Genomic DNA, 26,532 nt, shown 5'->3' with positions numbered 1-26,532 from the left:
TCATGCCGGAATGGCTTCATTGGCGCGGTGGCGAGCCAGTGCTGTGTAATGGCGAAGATATTCTTCCGCCATGCGCCTAGCGGTGAACCTCTTCTCGAAATGCCCGCGCACCTGGCTTCGATCGAGTTCGGCGAGCCTTCCGATCGCTTCGACCGCTTCTGCTTCATCCGCTACGACAAACCCGGTAATGCCGTTGTCGATGACTTCGGGCACCGAGCCTGATTTGAACGCGATGACGGGCGTGCCGCACGCCATGGCCTCGATCATGACGAGCCCGAATGGTTCTGGCCAATCGATCGGAAACAACAGCGCCGCAGCGCCTGCCAGAAACTGCCGCTTCGCGTCATCATTGACCTCACCGGTGAGCTGCACCTGCTTGCCATCGATCTGCGGCTCGAGCTGTTCCTTGAAGTAGCTTCTATCGCCGCGCGGGACCTTTGCGGCGATACGAAGCGGCATTTTGGCAGCGCGCGCGATCCGGATGGCGGCTTCCGGTCCTTTCTCCGCCGTCAGCCGGCCCAGGAAGGCAAGGTAGGAGCCGGCCTCGAACGAAGGTCGAAACAGGTCGGCCGGCAAGCCATGGTAAATGGTGCCGATCCAGTTGGCCTCGCTTAGGGGAACGCGCTGATTGTCCGATATCGAAACGAACGGCGCGTCGGGAAAGCTGCGGACCACGTCCGGAAAGCCAGGCAAGTCCATGCGCCCGTGGCAGGTGGTTAGAAACGGAACGCCGAGCCGGCTCAGGAGTGGCAGGTGCAGCCAATCGATATGCGCGTGAATGACATCGAATTCGGTCGCATTGCGGGCTACCGCTTCCAACAACGCCGTCTGGGCAACCATCGGGTCGGTCCGCGGGCGGCCAAGGCGAAGCGCCCGAGGCCAAACCGCATGAAGCCGAGCTGACGTTGCCGAGTCCCCGCTGGCAAACAATGTCACCTCATGTCCCAGGCTCACCAGCTCATCGATCAGCCACGCCACCACGCGCTCGGTGCCGCCGTAAAGTCTGGGAGGGACGCTTTCGGCCAGAGGCGCTATCTGGGCAATCCGCATGGGCTTTCTACCATCGAGATCGAACCAAACCGTCAAACCACCGGCCGTTCGTATTTGGACAGCAGGTCGAGCCAATCCTCTAGTAGTCGGCTCATCAAAAAGTTCTGCCGCACGCTTTCTTTCGCACGCGTACCGAGTTCCTCCCGCAAGTTCGGATTCTTCAAGAGCTCGACCATTCTCGCCGCCGCCTGATCGGGCGTGCTCACCAGAAATCCGTTCCATCCGTCCTTGATCTGGTGCCGGATGCCTCCGACGTCGCCGCCGATGACGGCGGCGCCCTTCCACATCGCCTCGGTGACCGTGAGGCCAAAGCCTTCGCGGGTCGACTTCTGCAGGACCACGGCGGCAGAGCGCTGCAGCGCGTTGACCAGGGTTGGATCGTCGACGCTGAGAACAATGATGCCTTCATCGGCGGCGCTCTCGATTTTCTCGAGAATTTTTCCGCCCTCGGGATCGTCGGAGGCGTTGTTGCCGACGAGTACGAGCGTGCAGTCGACCTGCTCTCTCGCCTTGCGGAAGGCCTCAATCACGCCCATCGGGTCCTTCCACCGATCGAACCTGGAAATCTGCGTCACCAAGGGACGATCTGTCGGAATTTTGTAGTTGCCAAGGAATTCCCGTCTCTCGCGGTCGGACATCTCCCGGTTCTTCGCCGAGAACGGATCAATCGCCGGGGTGACGAAATGCTGACCGACCTGGAGATCCTGGCCGTATTCGGGCAGCGAAAAGATAGTTGCATTATATTGCTCGATGAACTTGCGTAGATAGGTCCATACCGAGGCGTGTGGCGACGACAGATCGACGTGACATTGCCAGAGCCACGGCATTTCCCGATCGGAAAAATGCGTGATGAGCGGCAGAGGCTGAGGATCATGCACGATGACTGCGTCGCAGTCGTCAAGATGAAGCCGCGTGGCATTTTCGAACACGACCTCTTCGTAGATCGTCTTTTCAGCGTCGGAAAACTCCAGGCTGGTGCCCTGCAGCGTATTGTGCAGCTTCTTCGTGCAGCCAAAGAAGCCCGGCGTTCCCTGGATCAGATGCCAGTCGGTTTCGATGCCGGTCGCATTCATCATAAGGGTGAGCGGCGTGAGCAGTTCGGTGACACCTCCGCCGTAGAACGTTGAACTGATATGGGCGACGCGCATCGTGCGCACCCGATCGGCCTTCGCCGCTATGCGATCGACCGTCGCAGCGCCAATCAGCGGCTCGTACTGTTCGAGCGTGTGAAGCCCGAGGGTGGAGCGTTGAACGGCGGAAGTGAGCATGGACATCGAAGAATAGCCTCTATGGTTCTTGCATCGCGGCAATGCTGCCTCAAGCTTTCCAAGTCTCAGCAAGCTCGCAATTGCGGATCGCGCATCCGCGAGCGAAAACCCCTCTGCTGGCCGAACTTTCCAGCCGGCCGATCGTTGCCAACGATGGCTCCCCCTCCTCGGGGAGTGCCATTTTTTCCCATCAGCATAAGTCGGAAAGTGCGCGGAAGTTTCTTCAGCCTGACGTCGGGGAATGGCCGAGGTAATATTGCTGAACGTTTGTTCATCGCTCTCGGCGCAACCTGATGCAGATGCTGGTGCTGTCGGCAATTCTCGCGCAATGGGAAGGTAGAACGGACAAATTTACTTGGCCCTTGAGCTGCTGTATTGGGTAGCCAGCGCCAGGAGGCAGTTCCATGAAACGCTATCTGATCTTCGGAGCTATCGGCCCGTTCGTCGGCGGATTCCTGATGCTGTTCGCGACCACGGTGGCCTCGGGCTACTGGACCGACACCAACTGGTCGGAGATCGGGAAATTCCTCGGCGCGTTCGCCAAGACGCTGCAATACAGCTATCTGTTCGGCATCGTGCCTGCGCTGATGATCGGCGCCATCGACGACATTCTCTGTCACGTCAAGCGCATTTCTCCCGTGGTGCGGATCCTGATCGTGGGCGCCATCGGATTTGCCGCGTCAGAGCTGCTCTATGGTTCGCGCGGACCGGATACCGGCGTGGTGCAGTTCCTGCTCTACGGCATCGTCGGCATGGTGCCTGCGGCGCTGTCGTCGTGGCTCGCGCACCGATACGTGGACGAGCCGCAGCCAGTACATTCGACGTAAGGACGGTGTCGTAGGGTGGGCAAAGGCGCGATAGTGCCGTGCCCACCATCCAGCATCCGGTGCAAGTGATGGTGGGCACGCTTTCGCTTTGCCCACCCCATAGCTCCGCCGCCGCGCCGATGTTCGTTCCGGCGGTTGTCCTATTTTAGTCCCTATCTCTTCTCGTCCCTTGGTCTGGATACCTCGACGCTTCCAACCAAGTAGGATGACCGTGTCGGGGAGCGAGATTGCCGGCTGCGAACGTCAGGAATTACCTGACCTCTGCCGTCAAGATGGCGCTTGGCAGACGAATGTCAGGCTGGTCCGATCGGGGAGTGCGATGTAAAGGAGCCCACAGCGTTGTCAATTTTCGCCGGCGAAGCAACATGCGCGCGTCCATGATCGCGGAGTTAAGTAACAGGCTGACCTCCGGTTCGAGCCGAAGCAAGGAAGCCATCTGGCTTTTCACCGCGCTGGTTCTGACCGCCGCCATTCCGGTCCTGCTGCTCGGGGGATGGATGGCCTATATCACCGCCGACCAGGAACGCAGCTACGCCCGCCAAGCCGCCACCGAGGCGCTGACGCAAGTGGCGCACCGGATCGAGAGCGAGATTTCCCACGAAATACAGGTCGCTGAGACGCTTGCAAGCTCGGCCGCGCTCGACGATGGCAACTTGAGCGACTTCTATCGCGAGGCGAAACGAATAGTCGCCGCCCGTCCGCTGTGGGAGACCGCGTTCCTGACCAAGCCGGACCAGGAGCAGGTCCTCAACGTATTGCGGCCGCTCGGCGCGCCGCTCGGGCCGGTGACGGATAGCGAAAGCTTCAACGCCGTGCTCCGCACACGTAAGCCGGTCCTTGGCGGACTGGGGCCGTACCAGGCCTCCATCGGCAAGCGGCTCGTGGCACTGCGTGTGCCGGTTGTTCGAGAGGGCGAGCTTCGCTACGTCCTGACCGTCGGGCTGTTGCCCGATCAGATCGGTACCATTCTTGGTCAGGCCGGTCTTCCCGCCGGATGGGCCGGCACCGTCATTGACGCCAAGGACGAGATTGTCGCGCGAACGCCCGATGCCAGGGCCGTCAGTGCAAGCGCGAAGACGCCCGCGGTGCAGGAAGCCATTGCCCGCGGCGGCTCGAACTCGCTGCGCACCCAGACGCGGGAGGGAATGGATGTCGAAACGGTCCATCGCGGCTTGGTGGGCACCGAAGGATGGTCGGTCCACGTGGGTGTTCCAGTCGCTGAACTGAACGCTCCCGTATCCCGCTCGTTGCGGCTGCTGGTCGGAGGAACCGCGGCGAGTGTCGGGCTCGCCATCGCGCTTGGGCTGGTGATCGCCCGCGAGATCGCGCAGCGGCGTCGCATGGAGGCACTTCAGTCGGCCGCAGCGCTGCTGGACAGCGAAAAACGCGGCGCGCTTGCCATCGATGCCGCCGAACTCGGTACATGGCGCTGGGATCTGACCGCAAACGAGTTCAGCGGTTGCAGCCGCTTTGGCGCATTGCTGGGGTTGCCGAGCGCCCGCTCGGGCGAAACCAGATGGTCCGCGGACCGGATCCTTGCGTTGCTCGAGCCGCCGCATCGCGCGGCTCTGGCCTCGTTCGGCGGCGCTTGCCTCGAAAGCGGCAAATCAGGCAGCGTCGAATTTCCGGTTCAATCCGACGATCGCGGCGAATACTGGTTGCGTGCGGCAGGCAGGGCGGAAGGTCCGCCCAACCGGCGTCACGTGATTCACGGCGTGCTCGCCGACATCGATATCCTCAAGCGCGCGGAGGCCGAGCGTTCTCACTTGCTTCGTCGCCTGGCTTCGGCCCAGGAAGAAGAGCAGCGCCGGATTTCGCGAGAACTGCACGATCAGATCGGCCAGACGGTGACGGGATTGTCTCTCGGCTTGAAGGCGCTTGAACAGGGATTGGCGAAAGGCGGCAACCCGGAAGCAGCCACCGAGCAGGTGCGATGGCTGGAGCAGCTTGCTGCGCAGATCGGCCGGGACATTCACCGCACCGCGTCGGACCTGCGGCCGACCGCGATCGACGACCTCGGAATCTTCAAGGCGATCGAAGCCTACGTCGCGGAGTGGCAGGAGCGTTATGGCGTTCGTATCGATATCCAGACGTTCGGGCGGGACAATTCGCTGCCTCCCGATGTCGCGGCGGTGCTGTATCGACTGGTCCAGGAGGGATTGACCAACGTCCTGAAGCACGCCAGCGCCAGCAAGGTCAGTATCGTGCTCGAGAAGAAATCGGACGGGCTGGCGCTTGTTCTCGAGGATGACGGCGTTGGCTTCGATCCGGAAAGCGTCAGCCGCAATGCGATGGGCGGCGGTCAACCGTCCGGACTTGGCCTCTCCGGCATGAAGGAGCGCGTCGCGCTGCTCGGCGGCACGATCGCGGTGGAATCCGCGCCAGGAAAAGGCAGCACGATCTTTGTCCAGATCCCGCTGGAAATGCAGGAGATGGAAGTACAGGAGACCGGCGCATGACGCCCATTCGCATCGCGCTTGTCGATGACCATCCGGTCGTGCTCGCCGGCATACGCGCGCTGTTACAAGGCGTGCCCGAGGTCGAACTCGTCGGCGAGGCGAATACGGGGACAACGGGACTGAAAGCCATTTGCGAATGCTCCCCCGACATTGCGGTGATCGACCTTTCGCTGCCCGACATCAGCGGCCTGGAACTCGCGCGCCGGCTGAGCAAGCGGTGCCCGGCGGTAAAGATCATTGCGCTGACCGTGCATGAAGACCGCGCCTATATTCATCCGGCACTCGAAGCTGGCGCACGGGGATATCTCCTGAAGCGATCCGCCGGAGACGAACTGCTTCGCGCGATCAGGGCCGTCAACGACGGCGCCATCTACCTCGATCCCGCTATCGCCGAGAAGGCGTCAACGAGCGCTCCCGAACTGACGTCGGCCGATAGCGGTGATGGCGGCGAACTCAGCAGGCGCGAAGAGGATGTGCTCAAGCTGGTCGCTCAAGGGTTCAGCAACAAGCAAATCGCCGGCGATCTGGAGGTGAGCGTCAAAAGCGTCGAGACCTACAAGGCACGAGCATCGGAAAAGAAGGGCCTGCATAGCCGCGCGGATATCGTCCGCTACGGCATCAGGCGGGGCTGGCTCGCTGCTCCAAACTGAGCGCTAGAGCCCGGTTCTGATTGAATCAGAACCGGGCTCTAGATTCTTGTTTGACGCGTTTTCTTGACGCGAACCGTCGTCCACCCCGGATCAAGTCCGGGGCAGGCTTTTGCTTGAAAGCGCTCTAGGCGAAATACCAGCTCCTGCTCCGCGGCGTGCCAAGCGTCAGGATTAACCTGTCAGAACGATACGGCCGCGGGTGCGTTGTCGGTCGAGCTTGGACAAGAGCGCAGAACGGGAGCAATCAGATGAAATCATGCAAAATTGTTTCGGCAGCCATTGTGCTCGGAGTAACGCCCTTGATCCCGCTCCAGCCGGCCGCGGCATCACCAATGATGGCGGTGGCCGGGGCAGAGCGGCTGGCCGCATCGATTCAGCCGGCCGAGGCCGTGCAGTATCGCCGCTGGCATCGTGGGCCGCACTACCACCGCTACGGCTGGCATCGACGCCACCACGGCACCGGCGCGGCCGTGCTCGGCGGACTGGCTGCCGGCGCTATCATTGGAGGGGCCATCGCCAACAGTCAGGCCCGGGCAAATGATGCGGTCGCCTACTGCGCACAACGATACCGCTCCTATGATCCCGTATCCGGCACTTATCTCGGATATGACGGCTATCGGCATCCCTGCCCATAGGGACAGGTGCTGAAGCCGCGGATGAAGGTCCGCGGCCCGTGGCGTTCGAGGCCGGGGCGACGGCTTTGTCTCGCCGCCGGGCTACTTGGCCGATCCGGAGCGCGTGCCGGGCTGCAGATCACTCAGTGGCACGCAGCTCTTTTTCCGGCGATGATTCTTCGCTGCGCCCTGCACCTTCAAGACCTTGCCAGCCGAACAGGAGCCGTCATCGACGTAGATGGTGGAGTAGGGGTCCATCATCAGCGGTTCGTAAGAATGGAGCTTCTGGGCTATGCACGGCTGGACGATGAACAAAGCCGTCAGGAACGCACTCCAGCCTGCCATTTTGCAGGAAATCCTTCGTACCTTCATTGGTCCTTTCCAGGTTCGGACGCGTCGGCGGCCCGGAGTATGTTGCGCGATTTGTTATGGATGACGTCAGTCACGGCAACAAGGTAGCGGGCGTAGACTTCCTGAAGCCTTCGGATCATCTCGGCGTTTTCCGCTGAGGTTCGTAACTCGAAGACTCCACCCTCGCAAACCAGTAGCCCGTCGGTGCAAAGCCCGGCCAGCGCGGTTTCGGTTTCCGTGTCGCTGGCATAGATGCGGGCCGCAATCTGGCGCAGTCCCCATCGCTCTTCCGGGTTGGACCAGATCAGAAGCAGCGCCTCGATCTGCGCCACCGAAGCGATGTGCTTCAATATGAAGTCCCGCACGTCGTCGGGAACGTATCGCGTTGCCATGCCGTGGGCTGATGTTGTGTGTCGATCGACACGGATGCCGGAATCACCGAACCAGAGAATCTCCGAGTGGCGATATCGCCGCCACGCCGCATGCACTGCAATCCGTCAACCTGTCTGATGCTGCGGCTGGGTGTTGAGGGCCTCGCCGAGTCCAGGCTGCGGGCTGGCTTGTAATGCTGCCTGCGCGGCCTCGGCCTCATATTCGTCGACCAATATCTGAAGTTTTTCGGCAAATCTCGGATCGGCCGCGCCAATCGCCAGACGCTTGCAAAAGACGGCCCGCTCATGCAGCAGCTCGGCCCGAGACAGCTTGATCAATTTGCGTTTGGTTCGACCCACCCTTCTGCTCCTCGTCCCATTGCGCACGCGGCGCCCCCCACCAATGACCGCCATCCTAGAGTGCAATCCTGCGCCGGCGCGTCAGGAAAAACCTGTCAATCACAATGATGCTTACACTGTGCCTGCCTTTGCAGATGCGATTTCGGTGGCGCTGTTGCGACCCGTGTCGCCACGCGAATCATTGTTGCAGACCAGGCAGATGGCCTTCGATGTGAGACGTCGGTTAACGCTCCATCGTTCGTAGCGGTGCGGCGTCCTTTCCGAGCAAGGAATGCAATACGCCAAAGGTCGATTATCGATTGTCCTGCCACTGAACATTCCAGCCCCCGTTCCCCGTAGCACCCCGATCGTGATTGTCCGCGAACTAGTCTTCATTCTCGCGAGCCCCCGCCATCGCTACCAGGAGCACGACGCCGAGTGCGCCGGCCGAGATGAGGGCATTCATCCTCAATGCCGCCGGAGGGACGCCCAATCCGTAGTGTGCGAATACAGCCATCAGGAGTGCGATCATGCCGGCACTCGCGATAAAGAAGATGACGGCGACAGCCAGGTCTATGATCCTCATCGTCGGCTACCCTGCTATTTCTCTCGGCTTGCGAGGAACTCGATCGTGACGAGGCCAAGGAGAATAGCCGCGCAGATCAGCGCCTGCTCTCGAAGTATGGATCGGGGAAAGCCCAGGCTATGTTGCGCGAGGTGCGCCATCGCGTAGGCTACGATCGCCGCACTTCCCAGTGCGAGAAACAAACCTGTTGCGAGCTGGACGAATTTCTTCATCTGTCTTCACTTCGTGCCGTTGATTTGTCCGAAGCCGTCTCAATGGCGGGTGTGCCCGCTGCGCGCATTCCACCTGCTTCGCGCGCAACCAAGGCATATTAGAATCATGCTCCGTTCGGGAACGTCAGGAAAAGCCCGTCACGAGCAAAGGCGCACACTTGTCGTCACCCGCGAAGGCGGGTGACCCAGTATTCCAGAGACGTCACTGATTGAACCGATCAGCCGCGGCGTACTGGATCCCCGCCTTCGCGGGGATGACAAGTCGAGTATTGCGGCGCTACCTCTACGTCATTACGACCGTTGGCGGGTGATGACAGCTTTCGGATCCGACTCACGCAAAGCAGCGACCGCATGACGCAACTTGCGCCTCGCATTCGCGTTACCATCTGATGGCCATGTCAGACGACGATATCTTTACGCCGCCCCGTTCGCGTTCCGGACCATCTTCCCGGACGCGCGCGCCCGGACGTGGGCCGGTCATCGACCAGGAGGGGCGCGAACTCCCCGAGCCGAACCTGCATACGCGGTTCGAGGGAATGCGGTTCGATTTCGGTCATTCCGCCGCCAATCCGTTCGGCGAGCTGACGCGCGAGCAGCGGATCGCGAGGCTTGATGCCATCGCCAAATTGCTGGATGTCGCCTTCATCGTGCCCGGCACCAATTTCCGCTACGGCATCGACGGGCTGATCGGCCTGATCCCGGTGGTCGGCGACATCATCACGACGGCGATTTCGCTGTGGGTGGTGCGCGAGGCGCGCGCGCTTGGCGCCCCCTGGCACATCACGGCGCGGATGCTTGCCAACGTTGCGGTTGACGGCGCGGTTGGCCTGGTGCCGGTCGCGGGCGACGCCTTCGACGTCATGTTCCGCGCCAACGTACGCAATGTGCGCATGCTCAAGCGCTGGCTCGACAAGCAGCCGCGCTAAAGAAAAACGCCCCCGAAATGATTTCCGGGGGCGCTGTATGAGAAGTGGAAGCTTTAGGCGGCGTCGGCCTTGTCGTCGGTAGCGGCCGGGCGCGGACGACGCGGCAGCGGGAACGCCTCGCTTTCATAGAGCGAGCGGATGCCGCTCTGGTCAAAGCGCGCTTCCTCGACCTGGAGATAGGCGCCATTCAGCGAGTCCGCAGGCAGCTCCTCGATCGCGAAGCGAACCGCTTCGGCCGCGGTGCCAAAACGCCGATAGGCAAACCCGGCTCGCTTCTTCTTGCGGATAGCGGCGGGAAACAGTTCGGCGGCGGTGTTGTAGCTGAATGGACGCATGGACGGTGACCTCAATCTTTTTCGGCTCTTTTCGTGTGAGCAATGGGGATTGGATGACGGTGGGCCACAGTGGCGGGCCACGCCGTGCACGTCATTTCACTTCCCAATATAAGCTTCTTTGACGAAAATGCGACCCCTGAAGCCCGACATCGGGGGTGATGATGAATCCACGCATGGCTGCGGGATGCGCAAATTAAATCAAGTTATTTCAATGGGTTCCGTCCTTTCAACGGGTTCCCTGGCTTACAGCTTGCCGAGCAGGAGCAGGATCAGAAGCACGATTAAAATCACGCCACCGAGCCCCATCGCGGAATGGCCCCTGCCATAGCCATAGCCGCCGAAACGGCCGGAAAAGCCGCCCAGCAGGAAAATAATCAGAATAATGATGAGTATCGTTCCAAGCGACATCGCTTGTCCCCCCAAGGCCCGCGGAAAACGACGCCCGCGGCCCGGATCAAAGCATATCCCGGCCCGCGAGTCCTTGGTCGATCCGCCGAAGTCGAGAGGGCACGCTGTCATTCTGGGGCGATGCGAAGCATCGAACTATGGTGCGCAATTGCGCACCTGAGAATCTCGAGATTCCCCGATGCGCAGTTGCGCATCTGAGGTCTGGTCCTTCGGACCATCCCGGAATGACGCTGCGCGTCAAAGTCAGGTTCGAACGGATCGAAGCTTATTTCGGCTGCAGCTTGAGCGCCGCCGAGTTGATGCAGTAGCGCAGGCCGGTCGGCCCGGGGCCGTCGTTGAAGACGTGGCCAAGATGGCCATTGCATTTCGAGCACAACACTTCGGTGCGGATCATGCCGTGGCTGAAATCGCGCTCTTCATCGACATGGCTGTCCACTGCAGGCTGCGTAAAGCTCGGCCAGCCGCATCCGGAATCGAACTTGGCATCGGATTCGAACAGCGTCTGGCCGCAGCCGGCGCAGGTATAGGTGCCCTTGCGGTGCTCGTGCTCATACTCGCCCGAGAACGGCCGCTCGGTCGCCTTCTCGCGCAGCACGGCGTACTGTATCGGCGTCAATTCCTTGCGCCATTCGGCCTCGCTCTTGACGACCTTGCCGGATGTCTTGGTATCGGACATTTGCCCTCCTTAATTGGTAGCCTTCGCGTTACGCACCAGCGTCGGCTGCTCGACGTAGTTCTCCGCAAAGATCTTCTTCAGATTCTCGATCTTCGGGATGTCGTTGAAGACAATATAGGGCTGGTTCGGGTGCCGCGTCAGGTAGTCCTGGTGATAGTCTTCCGCCGGGTAGAACGCCTGCAGCGGGCCGATCTTGGTCGCGATCGGCTTCTTGTAGACCTTGGCGGCGTTGAGCTGGGCGATATAGGCCTCCGCCACCTTCTTCTGCTCGTCATTGGTGGCGAAGATCGCCGAGCGATATTGCGTGCCGATGTCCGGGCCCTGACGGTTCAATTGCGTCGGGTCGTGTACGACGGAGAAGAAGATCTGCAGGATCTTGCCGTAGCTGATCTTCTTCGGATCGTACTTGATCTCGACCGCCTCGGCGTGTCCCGTCGTTCCGGTGCCGATCATGGTGTAGTTCGCGGTCATCTTGCTGCCGCCGGAATAGCCGGAGACCGCGTTGAGTACGCCGGCGGTGTGCTGGTACACGCCCTGCACGCCCCAGAAGCAGCCGCCGGCGATCACGGCGGTCTGGATGCCGTCGGCAGATTGAACGTCGACGGCAGGGGGTGGAATGACGACGGCCTCTTCCGAGGCGCGCGAAGGCGCGGCGGCGAAGGCCGCGACGGCCAGTGTACCGATGGCGGCAGCGGCGAGCGACAGGCGGCTGAAATGGCGAGGGGACATGGTTTCCTCTTTCGGCGTTGGTTGGGGCAGTCTAGAGCGGGACCGGCGTTTCGCAATCGGCTCAATTCTCGCCGATGCCGAACATACGGCGCTGGCTGCGGATTGTTACGGGGTGCGCCACACGAGTTCGTGAATAGGGCCATCTGCCCAAATATTTGGACAAGTATTTGGAGGGGTGATCTCCGTCACTTGACCAGTGCGGGCCTGCCTTTCCACAATGAATCGGTGGTCGCGTTCCGTGACCAAAATCCATGCGCCGGAGCGTTCCGCCGATGTTGCGGGCCTTGTTGCTGGGTCTCGTCTTGCTTGTCGCCGCCGGCCCCGCGCGCGCCGCGGGCGATGTCGAGACCTGCCGAAATAACGCGGCGGAACCGGCTGCCCGGCTCGCAGCCTGCGAAAGCGTGATTGCCGACGAGATGATCACGGGGACCTCCAGGGCAGCCGCCTTCTGGTATCGCGGCGATGCCCTGGTGAAGAAGCGCGATTACGATGGCGCGATCGCTGCGTTCACCGCCTCCCACGAGATCGCGCCGCAGAATATCAACGTCATCAACGCGCGCGGCATTGCCTACAGCCACAAGGGCGACGACGAGCGCGCGCTCGCCGACTACGATCTGTGCCTGCAATTGCGCCCGAGCTTCGGCAGTGCCTACAACAACCGCGGCGTCATCTTCATGCGCCGGGGAGAGTTGCAGCGGGCGCTCGATGAGTTCAATCTGGCGGTCAAACATATCTTTAATGACCAGAGCCGCTATCTGCACCACTACAACCGGGGCCGCCTGCAAGGATTGATGAAGCTGTACGAGGCCTCGCTCGCCGACTATGCCGAGGCGCAAAAGGTCAATCCCGACGGTGCCCATGTTCCGGCCTACCGGTGCGTTACCTACACCAGCATGGGCAGGTTCGATGATGCGCTCGCCGACTGCAATGCGGCGCTGGCCAAGTCGCCGAACAATGTTTACGCGCTGACCAGCCGCGCCAATGCCTATCTCGGCAAGGGCAATCTCGATGCCGCGCTCAGTGACTACAACCAGGTGCTCAAGATCAATCCGAACTACGTCCGCGCCTATGTCGGCCGCGGACAGCTTTTCGAGAAACGCCGCAACCTTGCCGCCGCGCGCGCCGACTATCGCTCGGCAGCCAACGCCGTCGCGGCAAGACGCGAGGATATCGATACGACGCTTGCGCGCGGTATCGCCAAGGAACGGCTGGAGGCCTTGCTGGGCACGGCCGCGCCGTCGCCTGCGGGCAAGGCTTCGCCGTCGACGCCACAACCGGCGGGGCCGCGCAAGGTCGCGCTGATCGTCGGTAACGGCGCCTACAAGAATGTCGCCCCGCTGGATAATCCGCCGCGCGATGCCAAACTGATCGCGTCGACCTTTCGCGAACTCGGCTTTGCCACGGTGACGCTGGCTCCCGATCTCACTCGGGACAAATTCTTCGCCGCCCTGCACGAGTTCGGCCTGGAGGCCGAAAAGGCGGATTGGGCCGTTGTCTACTATGCCGGTCACGGCATGGAGGTCGGCGGCGTGAATTACCTGATCCCGGTCGATGCCAGGCTGAAGACGGACAGCGATGCGGAGACGCAAGCCGTCGCGCTTGAGCAGGTGATCGCCGCGGTTGCCGGCGCGCGAAAACTGCGCCTGGTGATGCTCGATGCCTGCCGCGACAATCCTTTCGAAAAGACCATGCAGCGGACGATTTCGCTAAAACTGGTCAACCGCGGCTTCTCCAACATCGAGCCGGAAGCCGGCTTCATGGTGGTCTACGCGGCCAAGCACGGCGAGACCGCGCTTGACGGCGATTCCCTCAACAGCCCGTTTGCCACGGTGCTAGCGCGCGTCATCAAGGAGCCGAAGGTCGAGGTGCGCAAACTATTCGACATCGTCCGCGACGACGTCTGGAACGCGACTAATCGCACGCAGCAGCCGTTCACGTACGGCTCATTGCCGGGGCGCGAGGATTTCTACTTCGTGGCGGGGAGATAGTTGAACCTCATGGTGAGGAGGCGCGTTAGCGCCGTCTCGAACCATGAGGCCCCGATATCGCCCGCGGCCATCCTTCGAGACGCCGCTTCGCGGCTCCTCAGGATGAGGACGGAGTGCGTTGCCACTACACCACCACGCTCAGCCGCTTCGCCGCGCGGGTGATGCCGGTGTAGAGCCATCTCGCCCGGCTGTCCTGAAATGCAAAACTCTCGTCGAACAGCACGACGTCGTCCCATTGCGAGCCCTGCGATTTGTGCACGGTGAGCACGTAGCCGTAGTCGAACTCGTCGTAGGGCTTGCGCTGCTCCCACGGGATCGCCTCGATGCCGCCCTGGAAGCAATCGTGCCGCACCGAGACCTTGGTGACCTTGTGGCCGAACTCTTCGTCAGGCGACAGCCGCATGCTCAATATCTGCGATTTCGATCGCGGCTGGGTGCGCGACTTGACGCGCCAGAGCCCGCCGTTGAACAGGCCCTTCTTGCGGTTGTTGCGCAGGCAGACAAGCTTGTCGCCGGCAACCGGCAGGGGATCCTCGATGTTCTGCTTCTGGCGTACCCGCATGTTGTAGGCGCGGCGGGTATTGTTGCGGCCGACCAGCACCTGGTCGGCGCTCATGACGCGGTCGGGATCGAGCTCGCCGCGCGGCACCACTTCACTTTCGCCGTGGCGGCCGATTTCGAGCTCGCGGCCCTCGCGAATGTCCATCGACATCCGCACGATCGGGTCGTCCTGCGCCTGCCGGTGCACCTCCGTCAGCATCGCGTCGGGCTCGCAATTGGTGAAGAAGCCGCCGCCCTGGATCGGCGGCAACTGCGCGGGGTCGCCGAGCACGAGCAGTGGACAGTCGAACGACATCAGGTCGCGGCCGAGTTCGGCGTCGACCATCGAACATTCGTCGATCACGATCAGCTTCGCTTTCGAAGCCGGCGCGTCGTCCCACAATTCAAAGCTCGGCTGCTCGACGCCGGATTCCTTGGCGCGATAGATCAGCGAGTGGATGGTGGAGGCGTTGTCGCAACCCTTGTTGCGCATCACCAGCGCCGCCTTGCCGGTGAAGGCGGCATATTTCACCTCGCCGTCGACGCCTTCGGCGATGTGCCGCGCCAACGTGGTCTTGCCGGTGCCGGCGTAGCCGAACAGGCGGAACACCGGCGGCGTGCCGTTGCGGCCCGGCTTGGCCTTCAGCCATTCGGCGACGGCCTTCAGCGCGGAATCCTGATGCGGCGTAAAAATGGTCATGGGGTCCAGATGGAGAGAAGAGCGGGCGGAAGGCCGCGACTCAACGGACTGTAAAGCTAACCATTCGCGCGTTCCATGCAAGACAACTTCCGTGACGCGGAATTGCCGTTTCGCGACCAAGGCTAGACTTGCGATTTGCGGAGAATACACTGCCCGAAAACAACAAGCGGTTTCGGGAGGCGTCATGAAATTCGGCATTTTTTACGAGCTGCAACTGCCGCGCCCCTGGGAAGAGGGCGACGAGCTCCGGCTCTACCAAAATGCGCTGACGCAACTCGAGACCGCCGACCGGCTCGGCTATGACTATGCCTGGGTGGTCGAACATCATTTCCTGGAAGAATATTCGCACTCGCCCGCGCCGGAATCCTTTCTCGCCGCCGCCAGCCAGCGCACCAAAAATATCCGGCTTGGCCACGGCATTTTCCAGCTCACCACCAACCATCCCGCGCGCGTCGCCGAACGCGTCGCGGTGCTTGATTTGCTCAGCAACGGCCGCTGCGAATTCGGCATGGGCGAGAGTGCCTCCATCACCGAACTGACGCCGTTCGGCCGCGACATGGAGACCAAGCGCGAGGTGTTCGAGGAGGCGGTTCAGGCGATCTTCCCGATGTTCACCAAGGTCGGCACCGAGCATCACGGCAAGTATTTCGACATTCCCTTGCGCAATGTGGTGCCTAAGCCGGTTCAGAAGCCGCATCCGCCGCTGTGGATGGCGTGCTCGCAGCTCCCGACCATCGAACGCGCCGGCCAGAACGGCTTCGGCGCGCTCGGCTTCCAGTTCGTCAGTGCGGAAGCGGCGCATGCCTGGGTGCATGCCTATTACAATGCGATCACCAAGCGGCTGAAGAAACTCGCGGACTACGAGATCAATCCGAACATGGCGCTGGTGTCGTTCTTCATGTGCGCCAGGACCGATGAGGAGGCGCGGGCGCGCGCCGACGGCGCCACCTTCTTCCAGTTCGCGCTGCGCTATTACGGCGCCTCGCAGAACCGCCAGCGTCCCGATCCCGGCACCGTCAACGTGTGGGACGTGTACAACAAATGGAAGCGTGAAAATCCCGAGGCGCAGGAGGCGGCGCTGCGCGGCGGCCTGATCGGGTCGCCGGAAACCATCCGCAAAAAGCTAAGACGTTTCCGCTCTTCCCACATCGACCAGGTGATCCTGCTCAATCAGGCGGGCAAGAATGCCCATGAGCACATCTGCGAGTCGCTGGAACTGTTCGCCAAAGAGGTGATGCCCGAGTTCCAGAACGACCCCGAACACGACGCCTGGAAGGAAGGCGTGATGAGCAGGGTGATCCAGCTCGAGGAGATCGACACCGAGGCCTTTACGGATCGCTACGGCAAGCTCGCGATCAATGTCGCGCCGGCGCAGAAGGTGGCGGCGGGATAGAGGCTGGGCCGGCACTGCGCGCTATGTTAGCCTCGGCCGATGACTCAACGCGGTACGGCGATCTGATGAAGCGATTGGCTACCTGGGTATTTTACGGCGTCGGCGCGATCGCGATCGCCTATCTGGCGCTGTATGCCTATGCTGTTTTCACCGGGCGCGACCTGCAGCCCGGGGACCCTATTCACATTTTCCGCAAGCCGGATGCGCCGAGTTATTCGTAGGGCACCGTCATTCCGGGGCGATGCGAAGCATCGAACCCGGAATCTCGAGATTCCGGGTCTGGTCCTTCGGGCCATCCCGGAATGACGGAGAAGAAATCATCGCCGCTTTGCAGCCTACCCCGCCGTCACAAACCGCTGACTGTCACCGGAGCCGGCCGGGGTAATCGGTATCCCGCCGTCGGCATATTCGTTCAGCTTGTTGCGCAGCGTGCGGATCGAGATGCCGAGGATGTTGGCGGCATGGGTGCGATTGCCGAGGCAGTGCTTCAGCGTCTCCAGGATCAGGTCGCGCTCCACGTCGGCGACGGTGCGGCCGACGAGGGCGCGGGTCACCTGTTCGGCGGCAAAGGTGGCGTGGGCCACGGCAGGCGCGGTCTTGGCGAGGTCGAGGCGGTCGCCATCGGGGGTCAGGATGGCCTCAGGCCCAATCTCGTCCCCCTGCGCCATCAGCACCGAACGGTGGATGGTGTTTTCCAGCTCGCGAACGTTGCCCTGCCAGCGGTTTGATGTCAGCACGCGCCGCGCATCGGCGGAAATGGGGCGCAGCGGCACGCCGTTGGCGTCGGCGTATTTCTTGGCGAAGTGCTGCGCCAGCTCGAGGATGTCGGCCGGACGGTCGCGCAGCGGCGGGATCTTCAGGTTGACGACGTTGAGGCGGAACAGCAGATCCTCGCGGAAGGAGCCTTCGCGCACGGCGTCTGCGAGGTTGCGGTTCGAGGTCGCGATGATGCGGATGTCGACCGGCACCGGCTTGGTGCCGCCGACGCGGTCGATCACGCGTTCCTGGATCGCGCGCAACAGCTTGGATTGCAGCCGCACGTCCATTTCCGAGATTTCGTCGAGCAGCAGCGTGCCGCCAGTGGCTTCCTCGAACTTGCCGATGCGGCGGGCGACCGCGCCGGTGAAGGCGCCCTTCTCGTGGCCGAACAGTTCGGATTCCAGCAAGTGCTCGGGAATTGCCGCGCAATTGATCGAGATGAACGGCCGTTTGGCGCGGGTCGAGCGGGTGTGGACATAACGCGCCAGCACTTCCTTGCCGGTTCCGGATTCGCCGGTGATCATCACCGAGGCGTCGGAGCCCGCGATCTGCTGCGCCAGCTTGATCACCTTGCCCATCGCTTCATCGCGATAGACCAGATCACGTGAGTCATTGGCGACGGCAGCAAGCACGGCGGCGATCAGTTCCGGATCCGGCGGCAGCGGGATGTATTCCTTGGCGCCGGCGTGGATCGCGGCGACCGCGGCGCGGGCATCATTGGAGATGCCGCAGGCCACGATCGGCACGTGAATATGTTCGGCTTCCAGCCGCATCACCAGGTCGCGGATGTCGAGGGCGACGTCGACCAGCAGCAGGTCGGCACCCTTGCCGCCGCGCAGCACGGCCATCGCCTGTTCGGTCGCCTCGGCATGGGTCACCGAAGCCCCGTTTGCCATCGCGATCTTGGTGGCGGTCGTGAGCTGGCCCTTCAATGTGCCAACGATGAGAAGCCGCATGTCTGTCTCCTGTCCGTCTGTTCGCGCGCCTCACGCGCGCGTATCGCCAAAACTGTTAGTTGCGTTCCGCCTTGATGATTTCCGTCATGGTCACGCCGAGCTTGTCTTCGACCAGCACGACTTCGCCACGCGCCACCAGGCGGTTGTTGACGTAGATGTCGATGGCTTCGCCGACGCGGCGGTCGAGTTCGAGCACGGTGCCGGGTCCGAGCTTCAACAGCTCGCCGACGTCCATCTTGGAGCGGCCGAGCACGGCCGACACCTGCACGGGCACGTCGAACACGGCCTCGAGGTCGGCTGCGATGCGCGAGGCCTGTTCGTCCTCGTTGTAGGCGAGATCGTCGACCGGCGGCGCATCCGCGGCGTTGAGATCGGGTAGCGGTACCTGTGCGTCGGTGTCACTCATGGTTCAGTCCTCATGGCCTTCACATTGCGGCCTGATCGCGGGACGCCAGATAGCGCCCGACGAGTTCGCTGATCTTCGCTTCGATGGCCGCGCGCTCCAGCACGACGCCGCCGTCGGCCCATTCGATCCGGCAGTCGCCGGTGGCGATGCCGGGCTCGGCCAGGATCACCAGCCGGCCCTCGAAGCCGCTTTGGGCCGCCTGGCGTTCGATCTTCTCACGGGCGGCCTCGTAGAGCTGGTCGTTGATGCGAACGACGAGATGCGGGGTAGCGACCAGATGCGAGAAGCAGTCGCTGACTAGCGCCATGATCTCGCCGAGCGGTTCGCGGGCGACCAGTTCGCTGCACAGCTTGCGCGCCACCGCGACCGCGACATCGACAGCCTCGGTTTCCATCCTGGCCTCGATGCCGGAGAAACGCGTGGCGATGCCCCTGATGGCGATACCGATCTCTTCCAGCGCCAGCGCCGAGCGGCGGTCGCTCTCGACTTTGGCCTCGTGCTGGGCCGCCTCGTAGCCGGCGCGGTAGGCACGTGCCTCGGCCTCTGCGACCTTCTGCGCGATCTCGGCGGCCGTGGCGGCACGCTCGCGCGCCCTGTCGGGCGCTGCGAAGTCGGTGTCGAACAGGAATTTTGCGGGCGCGGCCATCAGTACACCAATTCGTCGTCGGCGCGGTTCTTGGTCAGGGTGATTTCACCCCTGGCGGCCATGTCCTTGGCGAGGTTGACGAGCAGCGCCTGCGCCTCGTCGACGTCGCGCAGCCGCACCGGTCCCATCGCAGCCATGTCGTCCAGCAGCATCTTGCCGGCGCGCGAGGACATGTTGCCGAGGAAGAAGGCGCGCACCTCCTCATTGGCGCTCTTGAGCGCGATGCCGAGCTTGTCCTTGTCGACGTTGCGCATCAGCGTCTGGGCCGAGGCGGAATCGAGCTTGATCAGGTCGTCGAAGGTGAACATCAGCGCCTTGATGCGCTCGGCGGATTCGCGGTTTTCCTCTTCCAGCGAGGTGATGAAGCGGGTCTCGGTCTGGCGGTCGAAATTGTTGAAGATTTCGGCCATCACCTCGTGGGCGTCGCGGCGGCGGGTCTGCGACAGGTTGGACATGAATTCGGTGCGCAGCGTCTGCTCGACGCGCTCGATGACTTCTTTCTGCACCGCTTCCATCTTCAGCATGCGGCCGACCACATCGAGCGCGAGGTCCTCCGGCAGGATCGCCAGCACGCGCGCGGCGTGCTCGGGCTTCAGCTTCGACAGCACCACCGCGATGGTCTGCGGGTATTCGTTTTTGAGGTAGTTGGCGAGCACCTCTTCCTGCACGTTGGAGAGCTTCTCCCACATGTTACGGCCGGCGGGGCCGCGAATTTCATCCATGATGCCGCTGACGCGCTCGGAGGGCAGATATTGCTGCAACAGCCGTTCGGTGGCGTCGAAGGTGCCCATCAGGGCGCCGGAGGCCGACATCCGCGAGACGAATTCGAGCAGCAGGTCTTCCACGACATCGGCCTCGACGGTGCCGAGCGTCGACATGTGGATCGACAGTTCGCGCACCTCGTCGTCGTCCAGCAGCGACCACACCTTGCCGCCATATTGCTCGCCCAGCGCCAGCATCAGGATGGCGGCGCGCTTCGGGCCGCTCAACGGCTTGCCCTTGGGCCGGTTGCTCTGACGGCTCGCCAGCGCCGAGATGACGGTGGTGATGTCGTTGGCGTTTGAGGTTTGCGGTACGGCGGCCATGTCAGCTCTCGGCGGGTTCGCTCAGCCATTGGCGAACAATGGAGGCGGTCTCGTTCGGATTACGTTCGGCCAGTTCGCCGACCCTGTGCACGGCCTGGGCGTGGACCTGGCCCTGGACCTGCGCGACGTCGATCAACTGGGCAGTGCCGCTGGTGCCGGCGATCAAGGCCTGATTGGGCCCGAGTTCTCCGTTTGGCCCGCTGCCCTCGATCAATGCAGGCGTCGGTTCGGCCAAAGCGGGAACGACTTCGGCGGCCAGGATGCGCTTGACCAGCGGGCGGATCACCAGGAACAGCACCACGAGGCCGAGCAGCATCATGACACCGAGCTCGATGACGTACATGACGTCGTCCTTGGTGAACTGCAGCATGCCGAGCAGGCCGCCCGGCTCGACGACCGGTGGCACGGAGGGCGCTTCGGCAAAGCGGAGATTGACGACCTCGACCTGATCGCCCCGCTTCTGGTCGAAGCCGATCGCCGAGCGCACCAGCGTTGCGATGCGGTCGAGCTGCTCCTTGCTGCGGTCCTGATAGACCATTTCGCCTTTTTCGTTCTTGGTGTAGGCGCCGTCGACCAGCACCGCGACCGAGATCCGGTTGACCCGTCCGGCCTCGGTGACCTCGGTCTTGGTGGTGCGGGAAATCTCGTAGTTGTTGGTCTCTTCGCTCTTCTTGCTCTGGTCGCGGGCCGCCGGCGTGGTGTTGGTTTGATTGCCGGGCAGTTCGTTGTTGACCGTCACCTGGCCGTTATTCTCGGCAGTGAGGGAAGATTCCTCGCGGGTCTGGGTGGAGCGCAGTACGCGGCCCTCGGGATCGAACTTGTCGGAAGTCTGGGTGACCTTGTTGTAGTCGAAGTCGGCGGTGAGCTGGACGCGGGCGCGGCCCTGGCCAACCACCGAGGAGACGATCGCCTCGACTTCGTTGCGCATGCGCTTCTCGAAGGCGGTGCGGCGCTCGTCGCCGACGGCGATCTCGGGGTCCTTGCTGGCGCCGTCGGCCAGCAACCGGCCGGCTTCGTCGACGATCGACACCCGCTGCGGCTTCAGTCCGTTGACGGCGGAGGCAACGACGTGACGGATGGCGCGGATCTGCTGGGGTTCGAGGCTGCCGCGCACCCGCACCACGATCGAAGCCGACGGCTCCGGCGCCTCGCGGGCGAACAATGGCCGTTCCGGCAGCACCAGATGGACGCGGGCGGCCTGGATGCGGTCGATGGCGCGGATGGTGCGGGCAAGTTCGCCCTCCAGCGCGCGCAGATGGTTGATGTTCTGGACGAAGCTCGTGGTGCCCAGCGCGTCGGACTTGTCGAAAATCTCGTAGCCGACGCCACCGCCCTTGGGCAGGTTGCTTTCGGCCAGCTTCATCCGCAGCCGCGTGACCTTGTCCTTCGGGACCATGATGACCGCGCCTTCGTTGCGCAGCTCGAAGGGAATGGCCTGGCGTTCAAGATCCTTGATGATTCCGGAGGAATCTTCAGAGGAGAGGTCGGTGAACAGGGTGGTCATTTGCGGCGTGGTGACGCGCATGATGACGAAGGCGAAGAAGCCGATCAGCGCGGTAGTCACCGCAACCATGGCCATCAGCCGCGCTGCGCCCAGGCCTTTCAGGAAAGCAACGAGACTTTGCACCAACCGCCCCCAGGGATTCGGCCCGAGGGACCGACTGGGCAATTATTGCCTAGGGGATGGTTTCCATATGGTTAACAACCCTTAAAGCCGCCGCGAATAGTTCCGGCATGAAAAAAACCGGCTTCGTAAAACGAAGCCGGTTTTCATCAAATCTTTCGGTTCGGGAGAGTTTACTGGCGATATTGCTGGATCCGGGTGGTCCGGAGGCCTGCCAGGCCATGCTGATCGATGGAAAACTGCCACGACAGGAATTCGTCGACGGTCAGCGTATAGCGGCTGCAGGCTTCCTCGAGGGAGAGCAGGCCGCCACGGACCGCAGCGACGACTTCGGCCTTGCGGCGGATCACCCACCGTTTGGTGCCTGGCGCGGGCAGGTCTGCAATTGTTAACGGACTGCCGTCAGGCCCGATGACGTATTTCACCCTCGGGCGATGGGGTTCTGTCATGGCGTACTCACAAACTCTCAACCACTGAACTCACCATGGTAACCTACGCCCCGCGGCTTAAAATTTGCCTAAGCCTACGGCTTCAATACGAATCTCCTTGAAAATGACCGAAAATGGCTCCGGCCCGGTTCCCTGTGACGCTTTTGCGTACAATCAGGGATTGCCGGGCCGGGAGCAGCGGATCAACCGAGGCGAGTGGGCCGGGCTTAGCTTGAGGTGGTCGGACGGATCACGCGCTTGATCTTGTCGGTGGTGTAGCTCTGGCCGCCGATCGACAGCAGCGGCGGGGAGGCGCTGAGGTCAACCGAATCCACAATGCCCTGGACTTCGGTGGAAATTGCGACGTTGTTGCCCGAACTGTCCTTGCCGGTGGCGGTCAAAGTATAGGTGCCTTTCGGCCACTGCACGCCGTCATTGCCCTTGCCGTCCCAGACGAAACTGGAGCCGCCCTTCTTCAGCGCGAAGTTGCCGGTATAGGCCGTCTGTCCCACCGAATTGGTGATCGTGATCGTCGCGCTGGTGTCTTTATCGGAATTGAAATTCCAGGTCGCAGATTTGTCGAACTGCGCCTTGCTGCCGTCGACGGCGACCATGTTGCCGACATAGACCAGCGCCTGCGTCGCCTGGGCGCTCTTCTCAATTTCGACCAGCGCCTTCAACTGCTCGTTCGATTTGAGCTGCTGCTCGATACCGGCAAACTGCACGAGCTGCTGGGTGAACTGGTTGGTGTCGAGCGGATCGAGCGGGTTCTGGTGCTGGAGCTGCGTGGTCAGCAGCGTCAGGAAGGTCTGGAAATTATCCGCGATTCCCGTCGTCTTCTCCGACGCGGTGTTGTTGCTCGTCGCGGTGCCGGTTCCCGGCGCCGAGACGACCGTTGTCGGCATGGTTGCTGCATCGACTGCCATGGCAATCTCCTTAAACCCTGATATCGACGCCGCCGCTCGAACCGAGCATGCGACCATAGCTGCGGCCGGCGACCACGGCCGGAACGTTGTCTTCTTCGCTCACCACCAGGCGATGGGCGTTGGGATTGGACTGGTTGCCGTCGTTCTGGCCCTGCGAAGACTGGTCGCGCAGGCTGAATTGTAGGCCGCCGTTGCCGGTCGAGAGGCCGGCGTTGTCGAGTGCGCGCTGCAACTGGTTGGCGTCCTGGCGCAGCATCGACAGCGTTTCCGGCCGTTCGACGGTCAGATGCGACGTCACCTGGCCGTGGCGATCGACATCGATGCGGACATCGATGCGGCCGAGTTCAGCGGGATCGAGCCGGATTTCGAAGCGGGTCTTGCCGCTCTTGGCGGAAGCGGCGATTTCCATCGCAAGCCCGCTCACCGGCACCGCCGCGCTTGTGGCTGCGGTGGCGGTGAGTTGGGTAGCGGCAGCCGTCGTCGTGGTGGAAGCGGTAGGTTGCTGCGTCTGGATCGTGCCGGCAGCCTGCAGGCCGCTGCCGGACGCGGCGACCGGCGTCTGGCCGACGACATCTGGGGCAACAAAATGTGTGTTGGTGTTGGCGGCCGACGGCACGATGGAATTGCCCGAGGCGTCGGCCTTCACGGCCTCGGCGATGCCATTCTCGGACTTGAGCTTGCCTGCGGCTTCGGTCGGCGGCGTGATGGCGGGCACGATGGTATCGGCGGCAGGCGCTGCGGGTGCGATGGCGTCGGTGGGTTTGACCTGCTCGACGACCGTCGTGGCGCCTTTTCGGGCGAGATCCGGGCTCTTGAGCGGCACGGCCGATTTGGTGGCGGCGGGAGTCGCTGCAACCACGGCAGCGGCCTGAGCGATGCCGGTTGTGACGGACGGGTCGGCGGATGTGGCCTGCGCGCTGACGGCCTGGCCGATGCCCTGCGCGTTGGTCTTGGTACCGTCCCCTTGCCCAGCGTTCGTGTTCGCGGTCGTGGTGGCGGTCGCTTCGGCGCTTTCACCGGCGGGACCGGCTGGCGCAGTCTCGGCGGCGAGCGAAGCGGATGCTGCGATCGCAGCCGCCGCGATGGCAAGCGGCGCGGTCGCCTTATCGGTCGCGGGTGCGGCGGAGGCCGTCGCCGGCGGCGTTGCGGCAGCAGGGATGGCGGCGGCAATCGCGTCGGCCGTTACCACGGCCGTTCCATCCTGCGCCAGTTCGGGCTGATCGGTCGCTGGTGAGCCGTCGCCGGAAGAAGCCTGCGCCGTTTCGTCGGACGACGCCTTCTCGGACTTCGGTGCGTCGGACTTCGATTTGGCGCGACCGGTCTTTGCGGCCTTGGTCTCGGCATCGGCGTTGGTGCCGGTGTCGACCTTGCCGGCGTCGCGTGTCTTGTCGTCCCGTGCCTTGTCGTCGCGCATCTTGTCGTCGCGCATCTTGGCCGCGGCGTCGCGATTATTCGAATCGTTGCGCGCGGCCTTGTCGGATGCGGCGGCGCTGTCGCGCGAACGGTTGTCGGAAGCTGATTGCGCTTCGTCGGAGCGGCGCGGGGAGGGCGCGGGGTCCTGCGCGCGGTCGTTGTGGCTCGCGGCCGTGTTGCTGTCGACCAGCGCCGCGAAGCTGTCGTTTCCGACAGGCGGATCGGAATCCGGCCGGGCGGACCTCGCCGCCGCGCTCTGGAAAGATGCATTTGCCGATACTTCTGACGTGACACTAACCACGGTAACCCTCGCGCTGAGCTCTCGGCTACCATTCAGCAAGGACCGGGCCAGCCGCCACGGTAAAAAATATCACGTAATTTCAAATGCTTACAAGAATGGCGTCCGGATTCCGGAGCGTGACCACGGCCGCCTTTTCTGCCCGGCGGCAAGATTTGCCGTCCTGGACACGCTCCAAAATGGGGATCGGCTGATTGCTTCACGGGAATACGGCCTATATTAAAGAGCTTAAGTCCGATCCGGCCCCGGTATGGCCGAATTGCGCCTTAAGGCCTTATGCATAAAGGCTTTTTAAAACCTGGCCGCGAACCGCCATGGCGCGTTCGCGATTGAAGTCGATGACCCCTGGCATGCGAAACAGTTTGGATCTCGAAGGCCGTCCGCAGGACACACGGATCGTGGTCGCCATGTCCGGCGGCGTCGATTCCTCGGTGACGGCTGCCTTGCTGAAGTCCGAAGGCTATGACGTGGTCGGAATCACGCTGCAGCTTTACGACCACGGCGCTGCCACCCATCGCAAGGGGGCCTGCTGCGCGGGACGGGACATCCACGACGCCCGCAACGTGGCGGAGCGGATCGGCATCCCGCATTACGTGCTCGACTACGAAAGCCGCTTCCGCGAATCCGTGATCGACAATTTCGCCGACAGCTACGCGCTCGGCGAAACGCCGGTGCCCTGCATCGAGTGCAACCGCTCGATCAAGTTTCGCGATCTCCTGGCGACCGCGCGTGAACTCGGCGCGCAGGCGCTCGCGACCGGACACTATGTCGCCTCGCGCCGCCTTGCCGACGGATCGCGCGCGCTGGTCTGCGCCGCGGATTCCGATCGCGACCAGAGCTATTTCCTGTTCGCGACCACGCGCGAGCAGCTCGATTATCTGCGCTTTCCGCTCGGCGACATGACCAAGCCGCAGACGCGCGAGCTGGCGCGGCGTTTCGGCCTTGAAGTCGCCGAAAAGCAGGACAGCCAGGACATCTGCTTCGTGCCGACCGGGCGCTACACCGACATCATCGGCCGCCTCAAGCCCGGCGCGATCGAGCCCGGCGACATCGTCGATCTCGAGGGCCGCGTCATCGGCCGTCATCAAGGCATCGTTCATTTCACCGTCGGCCAGCGCAAGGGACTGGGCATTGCAGCCGGCGCGCCGCTCTATGTCGTCAAGCTCGATGCCACCAGCCGCCGCGTCGTGGTGGGGCCGCGCGAGGCGCTGCGGATGGATCGCATCCTGCTGCGCGACGTCAACTGGATCGGCGACGGTCTGCTCGACCGCGTCATTGGCGACGGCATCGAGATGTTCGTGCGCGTGCGCTCGACGCGCGCGCCGCAGCCGGCCTGGCTGCGCGCGGCCGATGGCGGTTATGAGGTCGAACTCGTTGCCGGCGAGGAGGGCGTATCGCCCGGCCAGGCCTGCGTGTTCTACGATGCGCCTGCGGGACAGGCGCGCGTGCTCGGCGGCGGATTCATCAAGAGCGCGACCGCACGCCATCCGGTGGCGAGGGGAGGGGTGCGGGAAAAGGCCGCGCCGCTCCCCGAGGTGATGCGCACTTAAGAAAAAATCGGGGCAGGGG

29 protein-coding genes are annotated in these 26,532 nt (G+C 62.9%); 9 read left to right on the top strand and 20 right to left on the bottom strand.

The window, feature by feature from the left end; genetic code table 11:
- Together LMTR3_RS02220 and LMTR3_RS02215 are read right to left on the bottom strand one after the other, a co-directional pair.
- A complete protein-coding gene (locus LMTR3_RS02220; RefSeq protein ID WP_065743461.1) occupies positions 1–1,050 on the bottom strand; it encodes a glycosyltransferase family 4 protein in 1,050 nt (349 codons plus the stop codon).
- A gap of 32 nt (positions 1,051–1,082) precedes the next feature.
- Positions 1,083–2,324 (bottom strand): glycosyltransferase, encoded by a 1,242-nt coding sequence (locus LMTR3_RS02215; protein ID WP_210184670.1) that lies wholly within the window; start codon positions 2,322–2,324, stop codon positions 1,083–1,085.
- A gap of 398 nt (positions 2,325–2,722) precedes the next feature.
- On the opposite strand from LMTR3_RS02215, the gene LMTR3_RS02210 reads away from it, so the two are divergent.
- The 4 genes from LMTR3_RS02210 to LMTR3_RS02195 all read left to right on the top strand — a co-directional run bounded on the left by LMTR3_RS02210 (position 2,723) and on the right by LMTR3_RS02195 (position 6,889).
- Entirely contained in the window at positions 2,723–3,145 is a 423-nt protein-coding gene (locus LMTR3_RS02210) for a DUF5413 family protein (RefSeq protein ID WP_065743460.1), read from the top strand.
- 365 nt (positions 3,146–3,510) lie between these two features.
- Positions 3,511–5,604: a sensor histidine kinase gene (locus LMTR3_RS02205; RefSeq protein WP_065743459.1), complete on the top strand. Its 2,094-nt coding sequence runs from the start codon at positions 3,511–3,513 to the stop codon at positions 5,602–5,604.
- Positions 5,601–6,254: a response regulator gene (locus LMTR3_RS02200; protein WP_065743458.1), complete on the top strand. Its 654-nt coding sequence runs from the start codon at positions 5,601–5,603 to the stop codon at positions 6,252–6,254. The genes LMTR3_RS02205 and LMTR3_RS02200 overlap by 4 nt, the downstream gene beginning before the upstream one ends.
- A 248-nt stretch (positions 6,255–6,502) precedes the next feature.
- Positions 6,503–6,889, top strand: a complete 387-nt coding sequence (locus LMTR3_RS02195; protein ID WP_065743457.1) for a BA14K family protein — start codon at positions 6,503–6,505, stop codon at positions 6,887–6,889.
- An 81-nt stretch (positions 6,890–6,970) separates the two neighbouring features.
- Here the strand turns inward: LMTR3_RS02195 and LMTR3_RS02190 are convergent, their stop codons facing one another.
- From LMTR3_RS02190 to LMTR3_RS02170, 5 genes are all read right to left on the bottom strand, one after another.
- Positions 6,971–7,213, bottom strand: a complete 243-nt coding sequence (locus LMTR3_RS02190; RefSeq protein ID WP_065743456.1) for a DUF6719 family protein — start codon at positions 7,211–7,213, stop codon at positions 6,971–6,973.
- Positions 7,214–7,236: 23 nt separating this feature from the next.
- Entirely contained in the window at positions 7,237–7,611 is a 375-nt protein-coding gene (locus LMTR3_RS02185) for a hypothetical protein (protein ID WP_065743455.1), read from the bottom strand.
- A gap of 105 nt (positions 7,612–7,716) precedes the next feature.
- On the bottom strand, positions 7,717–7,929 hold the full coding sequence (locus LMTR3_RS02180; protein ID WP_141686437.1) for a hypothetical protein: 213 nt from the start codon (positions 7,927–7,929) through the stop codon (positions 7,717–7,719).
- A gap of 385 nt (positions 7,930–8,314) precedes the next feature.
- The gene (locus LMTR3_RS02175; RefSeq protein WP_065743453.1) at positions 8,315–8,515 is read right to left on the bottom strand and encodes a hypothetical protein; all 201 of its coding nucleotides are present in this window, start codon (positions 8,513–8,515) and stop codon (positions 8,315–8,317) included.
- 14 nt (positions 8,516–8,529) lie between these two features.
- Positions 8,530–8,727: a hypothetical protein gene (locus tag LMTR3_RS02170; protein WP_057842145.1), complete on the bottom strand. Its 198-nt coding sequence runs from the start codon at positions 8,725–8,727 to the stop codon at positions 8,530–8,532.
- Between the two features lie 389 nt (positions 8,728–9,116).
- Between LMTR3_RS02170 and LMTR3_RS02165 the strand changes: the two genes are divergently transcribed.
- Positions 9,117–9,653 carry a DUF4112 domain-containing protein gene (locus LMTR3_RS02165; RefSeq protein WP_028349449.1) on the top strand — a complete coding sequence of 179 codons (537 nt, stop codon included), beginning with the start codon at positions 9,117–9,119 and terminating at the stop codon, positions 9,651–9,653.
- A 53-nt stretch (positions 9,654–9,706) separates the two neighbouring features.
- Here LMTR3_RS02165 and LMTR3_RS02160 read toward each other — a convergent pair whose 3' ends face one another.
- The 4 genes from LMTR3_RS02160 to msrA form a co-directional block, all read right to left on the bottom strand.
- Positions 9,707–9,988 carry a hypothetical protein gene (locus LMTR3_RS02160; RefSeq protein WP_057842144.1) on the bottom strand — a complete coding sequence of 94 codons (282 nt, stop codon included), beginning with the start codon at positions 9,986–9,988 and terminating at the stop codon, positions 9,707–9,709.
- Between the two features lie 243 nt (positions 9,989–10,231).
- The gene (locus LMTR3_RS02155; RefSeq protein ID WP_065743452.1) at positions 10,232–10,396 is read right to left on the bottom strand and encodes a DUF3309 family protein; all 165 of its coding nucleotides are present in this window, start codon (positions 10,394–10,396) and stop codon (positions 10,232–10,234) included.
- A 265-nt stretch (positions 10,397–10,661) separates the two neighbouring features.
- On the bottom strand, positions 10,662–11,072 hold the full coding sequence (gene msrB, locus LMTR3_RS02150) for a peptide-methionine (R)-S-oxide reductase MsrB (protein ID WP_065743451.1): 411 nt from the start codon (positions 11,070–11,072) through the stop codon (positions 10,662–10,664).
- Positions 11,073–11,081: 9 nt separating this feature from the next.
- On the bottom strand, positions 11,082–11,801 hold the full coding sequence (msrA, locus tag LMTR3_RS02145; RefSeq protein WP_065743450.1) for a peptide-methionine (S)-S-oxide reductase MsrA: 720 nt from the start codon (positions 11,799–11,801) through the stop codon (positions 11,082–11,084).
- A 272-nt stretch (positions 11,802–12,073) separates the two neighbouring features.
- Here msrA and LMTR3_RS02140 point away from each other — a divergent pair, with 272 nt between their 5' ends.
- On the top strand, positions 12,074–13,789 hold the full coding sequence (locus LMTR3_RS02140; RefSeq protein WP_065743624.1) for a caspase family protein: 1,716 nt from the start codon (positions 12,074–12,076) through the stop codon (positions 13,787–13,789).
- 124 nt (positions 13,790–13,913) lie between these two features.
- Here the strand turns inward: LMTR3_RS02140 and LMTR3_RS02135 are convergent, their stop codons facing one another.
- Positions 13,914–15,029 carry an ATP-dependent DNA helicase gene (locus tag LMTR3_RS02135; protein ID WP_065743449.1) on the bottom strand — a complete coding sequence of 372 codons (1,116 nt, stop codon included), beginning with the start codon at positions 15,027–15,029 and terminating at the stop codon, positions 13,914–13,916.
- A 184-nt stretch (positions 15,030–15,213) separates the two neighbouring features.
- Between LMTR3_RS02135 and LMTR3_RS02130 the strand changes: the two genes are divergently transcribed.
- On the top strand, positions 15,214–16,422 hold the full coding sequence (locus LMTR3_RS02130) for an LLM class flavin-dependent oxidoreductase (protein ID WP_065743448.1): 1,209 nt from the start codon (positions 15,214–15,216) through the stop codon (positions 16,420–16,422).
- 65 nt (positions 16,423–16,487) lie between these two features.
- Entirely contained in the window at positions 16,488–16,643 is a 156-nt protein-coding gene (locus LMTR3_RS38305; RefSeq protein ID WP_176721805.1) for a hypothetical protein, read from the top strand.
- Between the two features lie 114 nt (positions 16,644–16,757).
- On the opposite strand, the gene flbD is transcribed toward LMTR3_RS38305, so the two are convergent.
- The 8 genes from flbD to LMTR3_RS02090 all read right to left on the bottom strand — a co-directional run bounded on the left by flbD (position 16,758) and on the right by LMTR3_RS02090 (position 24,966).
- Entirely contained in the window at positions 16,758–18,137 is a 1,380-nt protein-coding gene (flbD, locus tag LMTR3_RS02125) for a sigma-54-dependent transcriptional regulator FlbD (protein WP_065743447.1), read from the bottom strand.
- 55 nt (positions 18,138–18,192) lie between these two features.
- Complete coding sequence (gene fliN, locus LMTR3_RS02120) at positions 18,193–18,543, bottom strand: flagellar motor switch protein FliN (protein WP_057847186.1); 351 nt, start codon at positions 18,541–18,543, stop codon at positions 18,193–18,195.
- A gap of 19 nt (positions 18,544–18,562) precedes the next feature.
- Positions 18,563–19,189 carry a FliH/SctL family protein gene (locus LMTR3_RS02115; RefSeq protein ID WP_065743446.1) on the bottom strand — a complete coding sequence of 209 codons (627 nt, stop codon included), beginning with the start codon at positions 19,187–19,189 and terminating at the stop codon, positions 18,563–18,565.
- On the bottom strand, positions 19,189–20,274 hold the full coding sequence (fliG, locus tag LMTR3_RS02110) for a flagellar motor switch protein FliG (RefSeq protein ID WP_028349460.1): 1,086 nt from the start codon (positions 20,272–20,274) through the stop codon (positions 19,189–19,191). Before fliG ends, LMTR3_RS02115 begins: the two co-directional genes overlap by 1 nt.
- Position 20,275: 1 nt before the next feature.
- Entirely contained in the window at positions 20,276–21,901 is a 1,626-nt protein-coding gene (gene fliF, locus LMTR3_RS02105; protein ID WP_065743623.1) for a flagellar basal-body MS-ring/collar protein FliF, read from the bottom strand.
- Positions 21,902–22,071: 170 nt separating this feature from the next.
- A complete protein-coding gene (gene sciP / locus LMTR3_RS02100) occupies positions 22,072–22,347 on the bottom strand; it encodes a CtrA inhibitor SciP (protein ID WP_002714638.1) in 276 nt (91 codons plus the stop codon).
- A gap of 206 nt (positions 22,348–22,553) precedes the next feature.
- On the bottom strand, positions 22,554–23,252 hold the full coding sequence (locus LMTR3_RS02095) for a flagellar hook assembly protein FlgD (RefSeq protein WP_065743445.1): 699 nt from the start codon (positions 23,250–23,252) through the stop codon (positions 22,554–22,556).
- Between the two features lie 10 nt (positions 23,253–23,262).
- The gene (locus tag LMTR3_RS02090; protein WP_065743444.1) at positions 23,263–24,966 is read right to left on the bottom strand and encodes a flagellar hook-length control protein FliK; all 1,704 of its coding nucleotides are present in this window, start codon (positions 24,964–24,966) and stop codon (positions 23,263–23,265) included.
- A gap of 335 nt (positions 24,967–25,301) precedes the next feature.
- Here LMTR3_RS02090 and mnmA point away from each other — a divergent pair, with 335 nt between their 5' ends.
- Positions 25,302–26,513: a tRNA 2-thiouridine(34) synthase MnmA gene (gene mnmA / locus LMTR3_RS02085; RefSeq protein ID WP_065743622.1), complete on the top strand. Its 1,212-nt coding sequence runs from the start codon at positions 25,302–25,304 to the stop codon at positions 26,511–26,513.
- Positions 26,514–26,532: the final 19 nt, after the last annotated feature.

Origin of the sequence: Bradyrhizobium sp. LMTR 3, assembly GCF_001693485.1 — a bacterium.
In the GTDB taxonomy this organism is placed as follows: Bacteria; Pseudomonadota; Alphaproteobacteria; order Rhizobiales; family Xanthobacteraceae; genus Bradyrhizobium.
Note: the sequence above shows the minus strand (reverse complement) of the source record. Positions and strands in the feature narration are given on the sequence as shown.

Excerpts from the sequence above, each read along its gene's own strand:
- LMTR3_RS02200 (WP_065743458.1), top strand. The coding sequence starts at position 5,601 with ATGACGCCCATTCGCATCGCGCTTGTCGATGACCATCCGGTCGTGCTC.
- LMTR3_RS02205 (WP_065743459.1), top strand. The coding sequence starts at position 3,511 with ATGCGCGCGTCCATGATCGCGGAGTTAAGTAACAGGCTGACCTCCGGT.
- fliG (WP_028349460.1), bottom strand. The coding sequence starts at position 20,274 with ATGGCCGCCGTACCGCAAACCTCAAACGCCAACGACATCACCACCGTC.
- LMTR3_RS38305 (WP_176721805.1), top strand. The coding sequence starts at position 16,488 with ATGAAGCGATTGGCTACCTGGGTATTTTACGGCGTCGGCGCGATCGCG.
- LMTR3_RS02170 (WP_057842145.1), bottom strand. The coding sequence starts at position 8,727 with ATGAAGAAATTCGTCCAGCTCGCAACAGGTTTGTTTCTCGCACTGGGA.
- msrB (WP_065743451.1), bottom strand. The coding sequence starts at position 11,072 with ATGTCCGATACCAAGACATCCGGCAAGGTCGTCAAGAGCGAGGCCGAA.
- LMTR3_RS02155 (WP_065743452.1), bottom strand. The coding sequence starts at position 10,396 with ATGTCGCTTGGAACGATACTCATCATTATTCTGATTATTTTCCTGCTG.
- mnmA (WP_065743622.1), top strand. The coding sequence starts at position 25,302 with ATGACCCCTGGCATGCGAAACAGTTTGGATCTCGAAGGCCGTCCGCAG.
- flbD (WP_065743447.1), bottom strand. The coding sequence starts at position 18,137 with ATGCGGCTTCTCATCGTTGGCACATTGAAGGGCCAGCTCACGACCGCC.
- LMTR3_RS02160 (WP_057842144.1), bottom strand. The coding sequence starts at position 9,988 with ATGCGTCCATTCAGCTACAACACCGCCGCCGAACTGTTTCCCGCCGCT.
- LMTR3_RS02215 (WP_210184670.1), bottom strand. The coding sequence starts at position 2,324 with ATGTCCATGCTCACTTCCGCCGTTCAACGCTCCACCCTCGGGCTTCAC.
- LMTR3_RS02220 (WP_065743461.1), bottom strand. The coding sequence starts at position 1,050 with ATGCGGATTGCCCAGATAGCGCCTCTGGCCGAAAGCGTCCCTCCCAGA.
- LMTR3_RS02185 (WP_065743455.1), bottom strand. The coding sequence starts at position 7,611 with ATGGCAACGCGATACGTTCCCGACGACGTGCGGGACTTCATATTGAAG.
- LMTR3_RS02190 (WP_065743456.1), bottom strand. The coding sequence starts at position 7,213 with ATGGCAGGCTGGAGTGCGTTCCTGACGGCTTTGTTCATCGTCCAGCCG.
- msrA (WP_065743450.1), bottom strand. The coding sequence starts at position 11,801 with ATGTCCCCTCGCCATTTCAGCCGCCTGTCGCTCGCCGCTGCCGCCATC.
- LMTR3_RS02115 (WP_065743446.1), bottom strand. The coding sequence starts at position 19,189 with ATGGCCGCGCCCGCAAAATTCCTGTTCGACACCGACTTCGCAGCGCCC.
- fliN (WP_057847186.1), bottom strand. The coding sequence starts at position 18,543 with ATGAGTGACACCGACGCACAGGTACCGCTACCCGATCTCAACGCCGCG.
- LMTR3_RS02130 (WP_065743448.1), top strand. The coding sequence starts at position 15,214 with ATGAAATTCGGCATTTTTTACGAGCTGCAACTGCCGCGCCCCTGGGAA.
- LMTR3_RS02140 (WP_065743624.1), top strand. The coding sequence starts at position 12,074 with ATGTTGCGGGCCTTGTTGCTGGGTCTCGTCTTGCTTGTCGCCGCCGGC.
- LMTR3_RS02095 (WP_065743445.1), bottom strand. The coding sequence starts at position 23,252 with ATGGCAGTCGATGCAGCAACCATGCCGACAACGGTCGTCTCGGCGCCG.
- sciP (WP_002714638.1), bottom strand. The coding sequence starts at position 22,347 with ATGACAGAACCCCATCGCCCGAGGGTGAAATACGTCATCGGGCCTGAC.
- LMTR3_RS02195 (WP_065743457.1), top strand. The coding sequence starts at position 6,503 with ATGAAATCATGCAAAATTGTTTCGGCAGCCATTGTGCTCGGAGTAACG.
- LMTR3_RS02165 (WP_028349449.1), top strand. The coding sequence starts at position 9,117 with ATGGCCATGTCAGACGACGATATCTTTACGCCGCCCCGTTCGCGTTCC.
- LMTR3_RS02175 (WP_065743453.1), bottom strand. The coding sequence starts at position 8,515 with ATGAGGATCATAGACCTGGCTGTCGCCGTCATCTTCTTTATCGCGAGT.
- LMTR3_RS02135 (WP_065743449.1), bottom strand. The coding sequence starts at position 15,029 with ATGACCATTTTTACGCCGCATCAGGATTCCGCGCTGAAGGCCGTCGCC.
- LMTR3_RS02210 (WP_065743460.1), top strand. The coding sequence starts at position 2,723 with ATGAAACGCTATCTGATCTTCGGAGCTATCGGCCCGTTCGTCGGCGGA.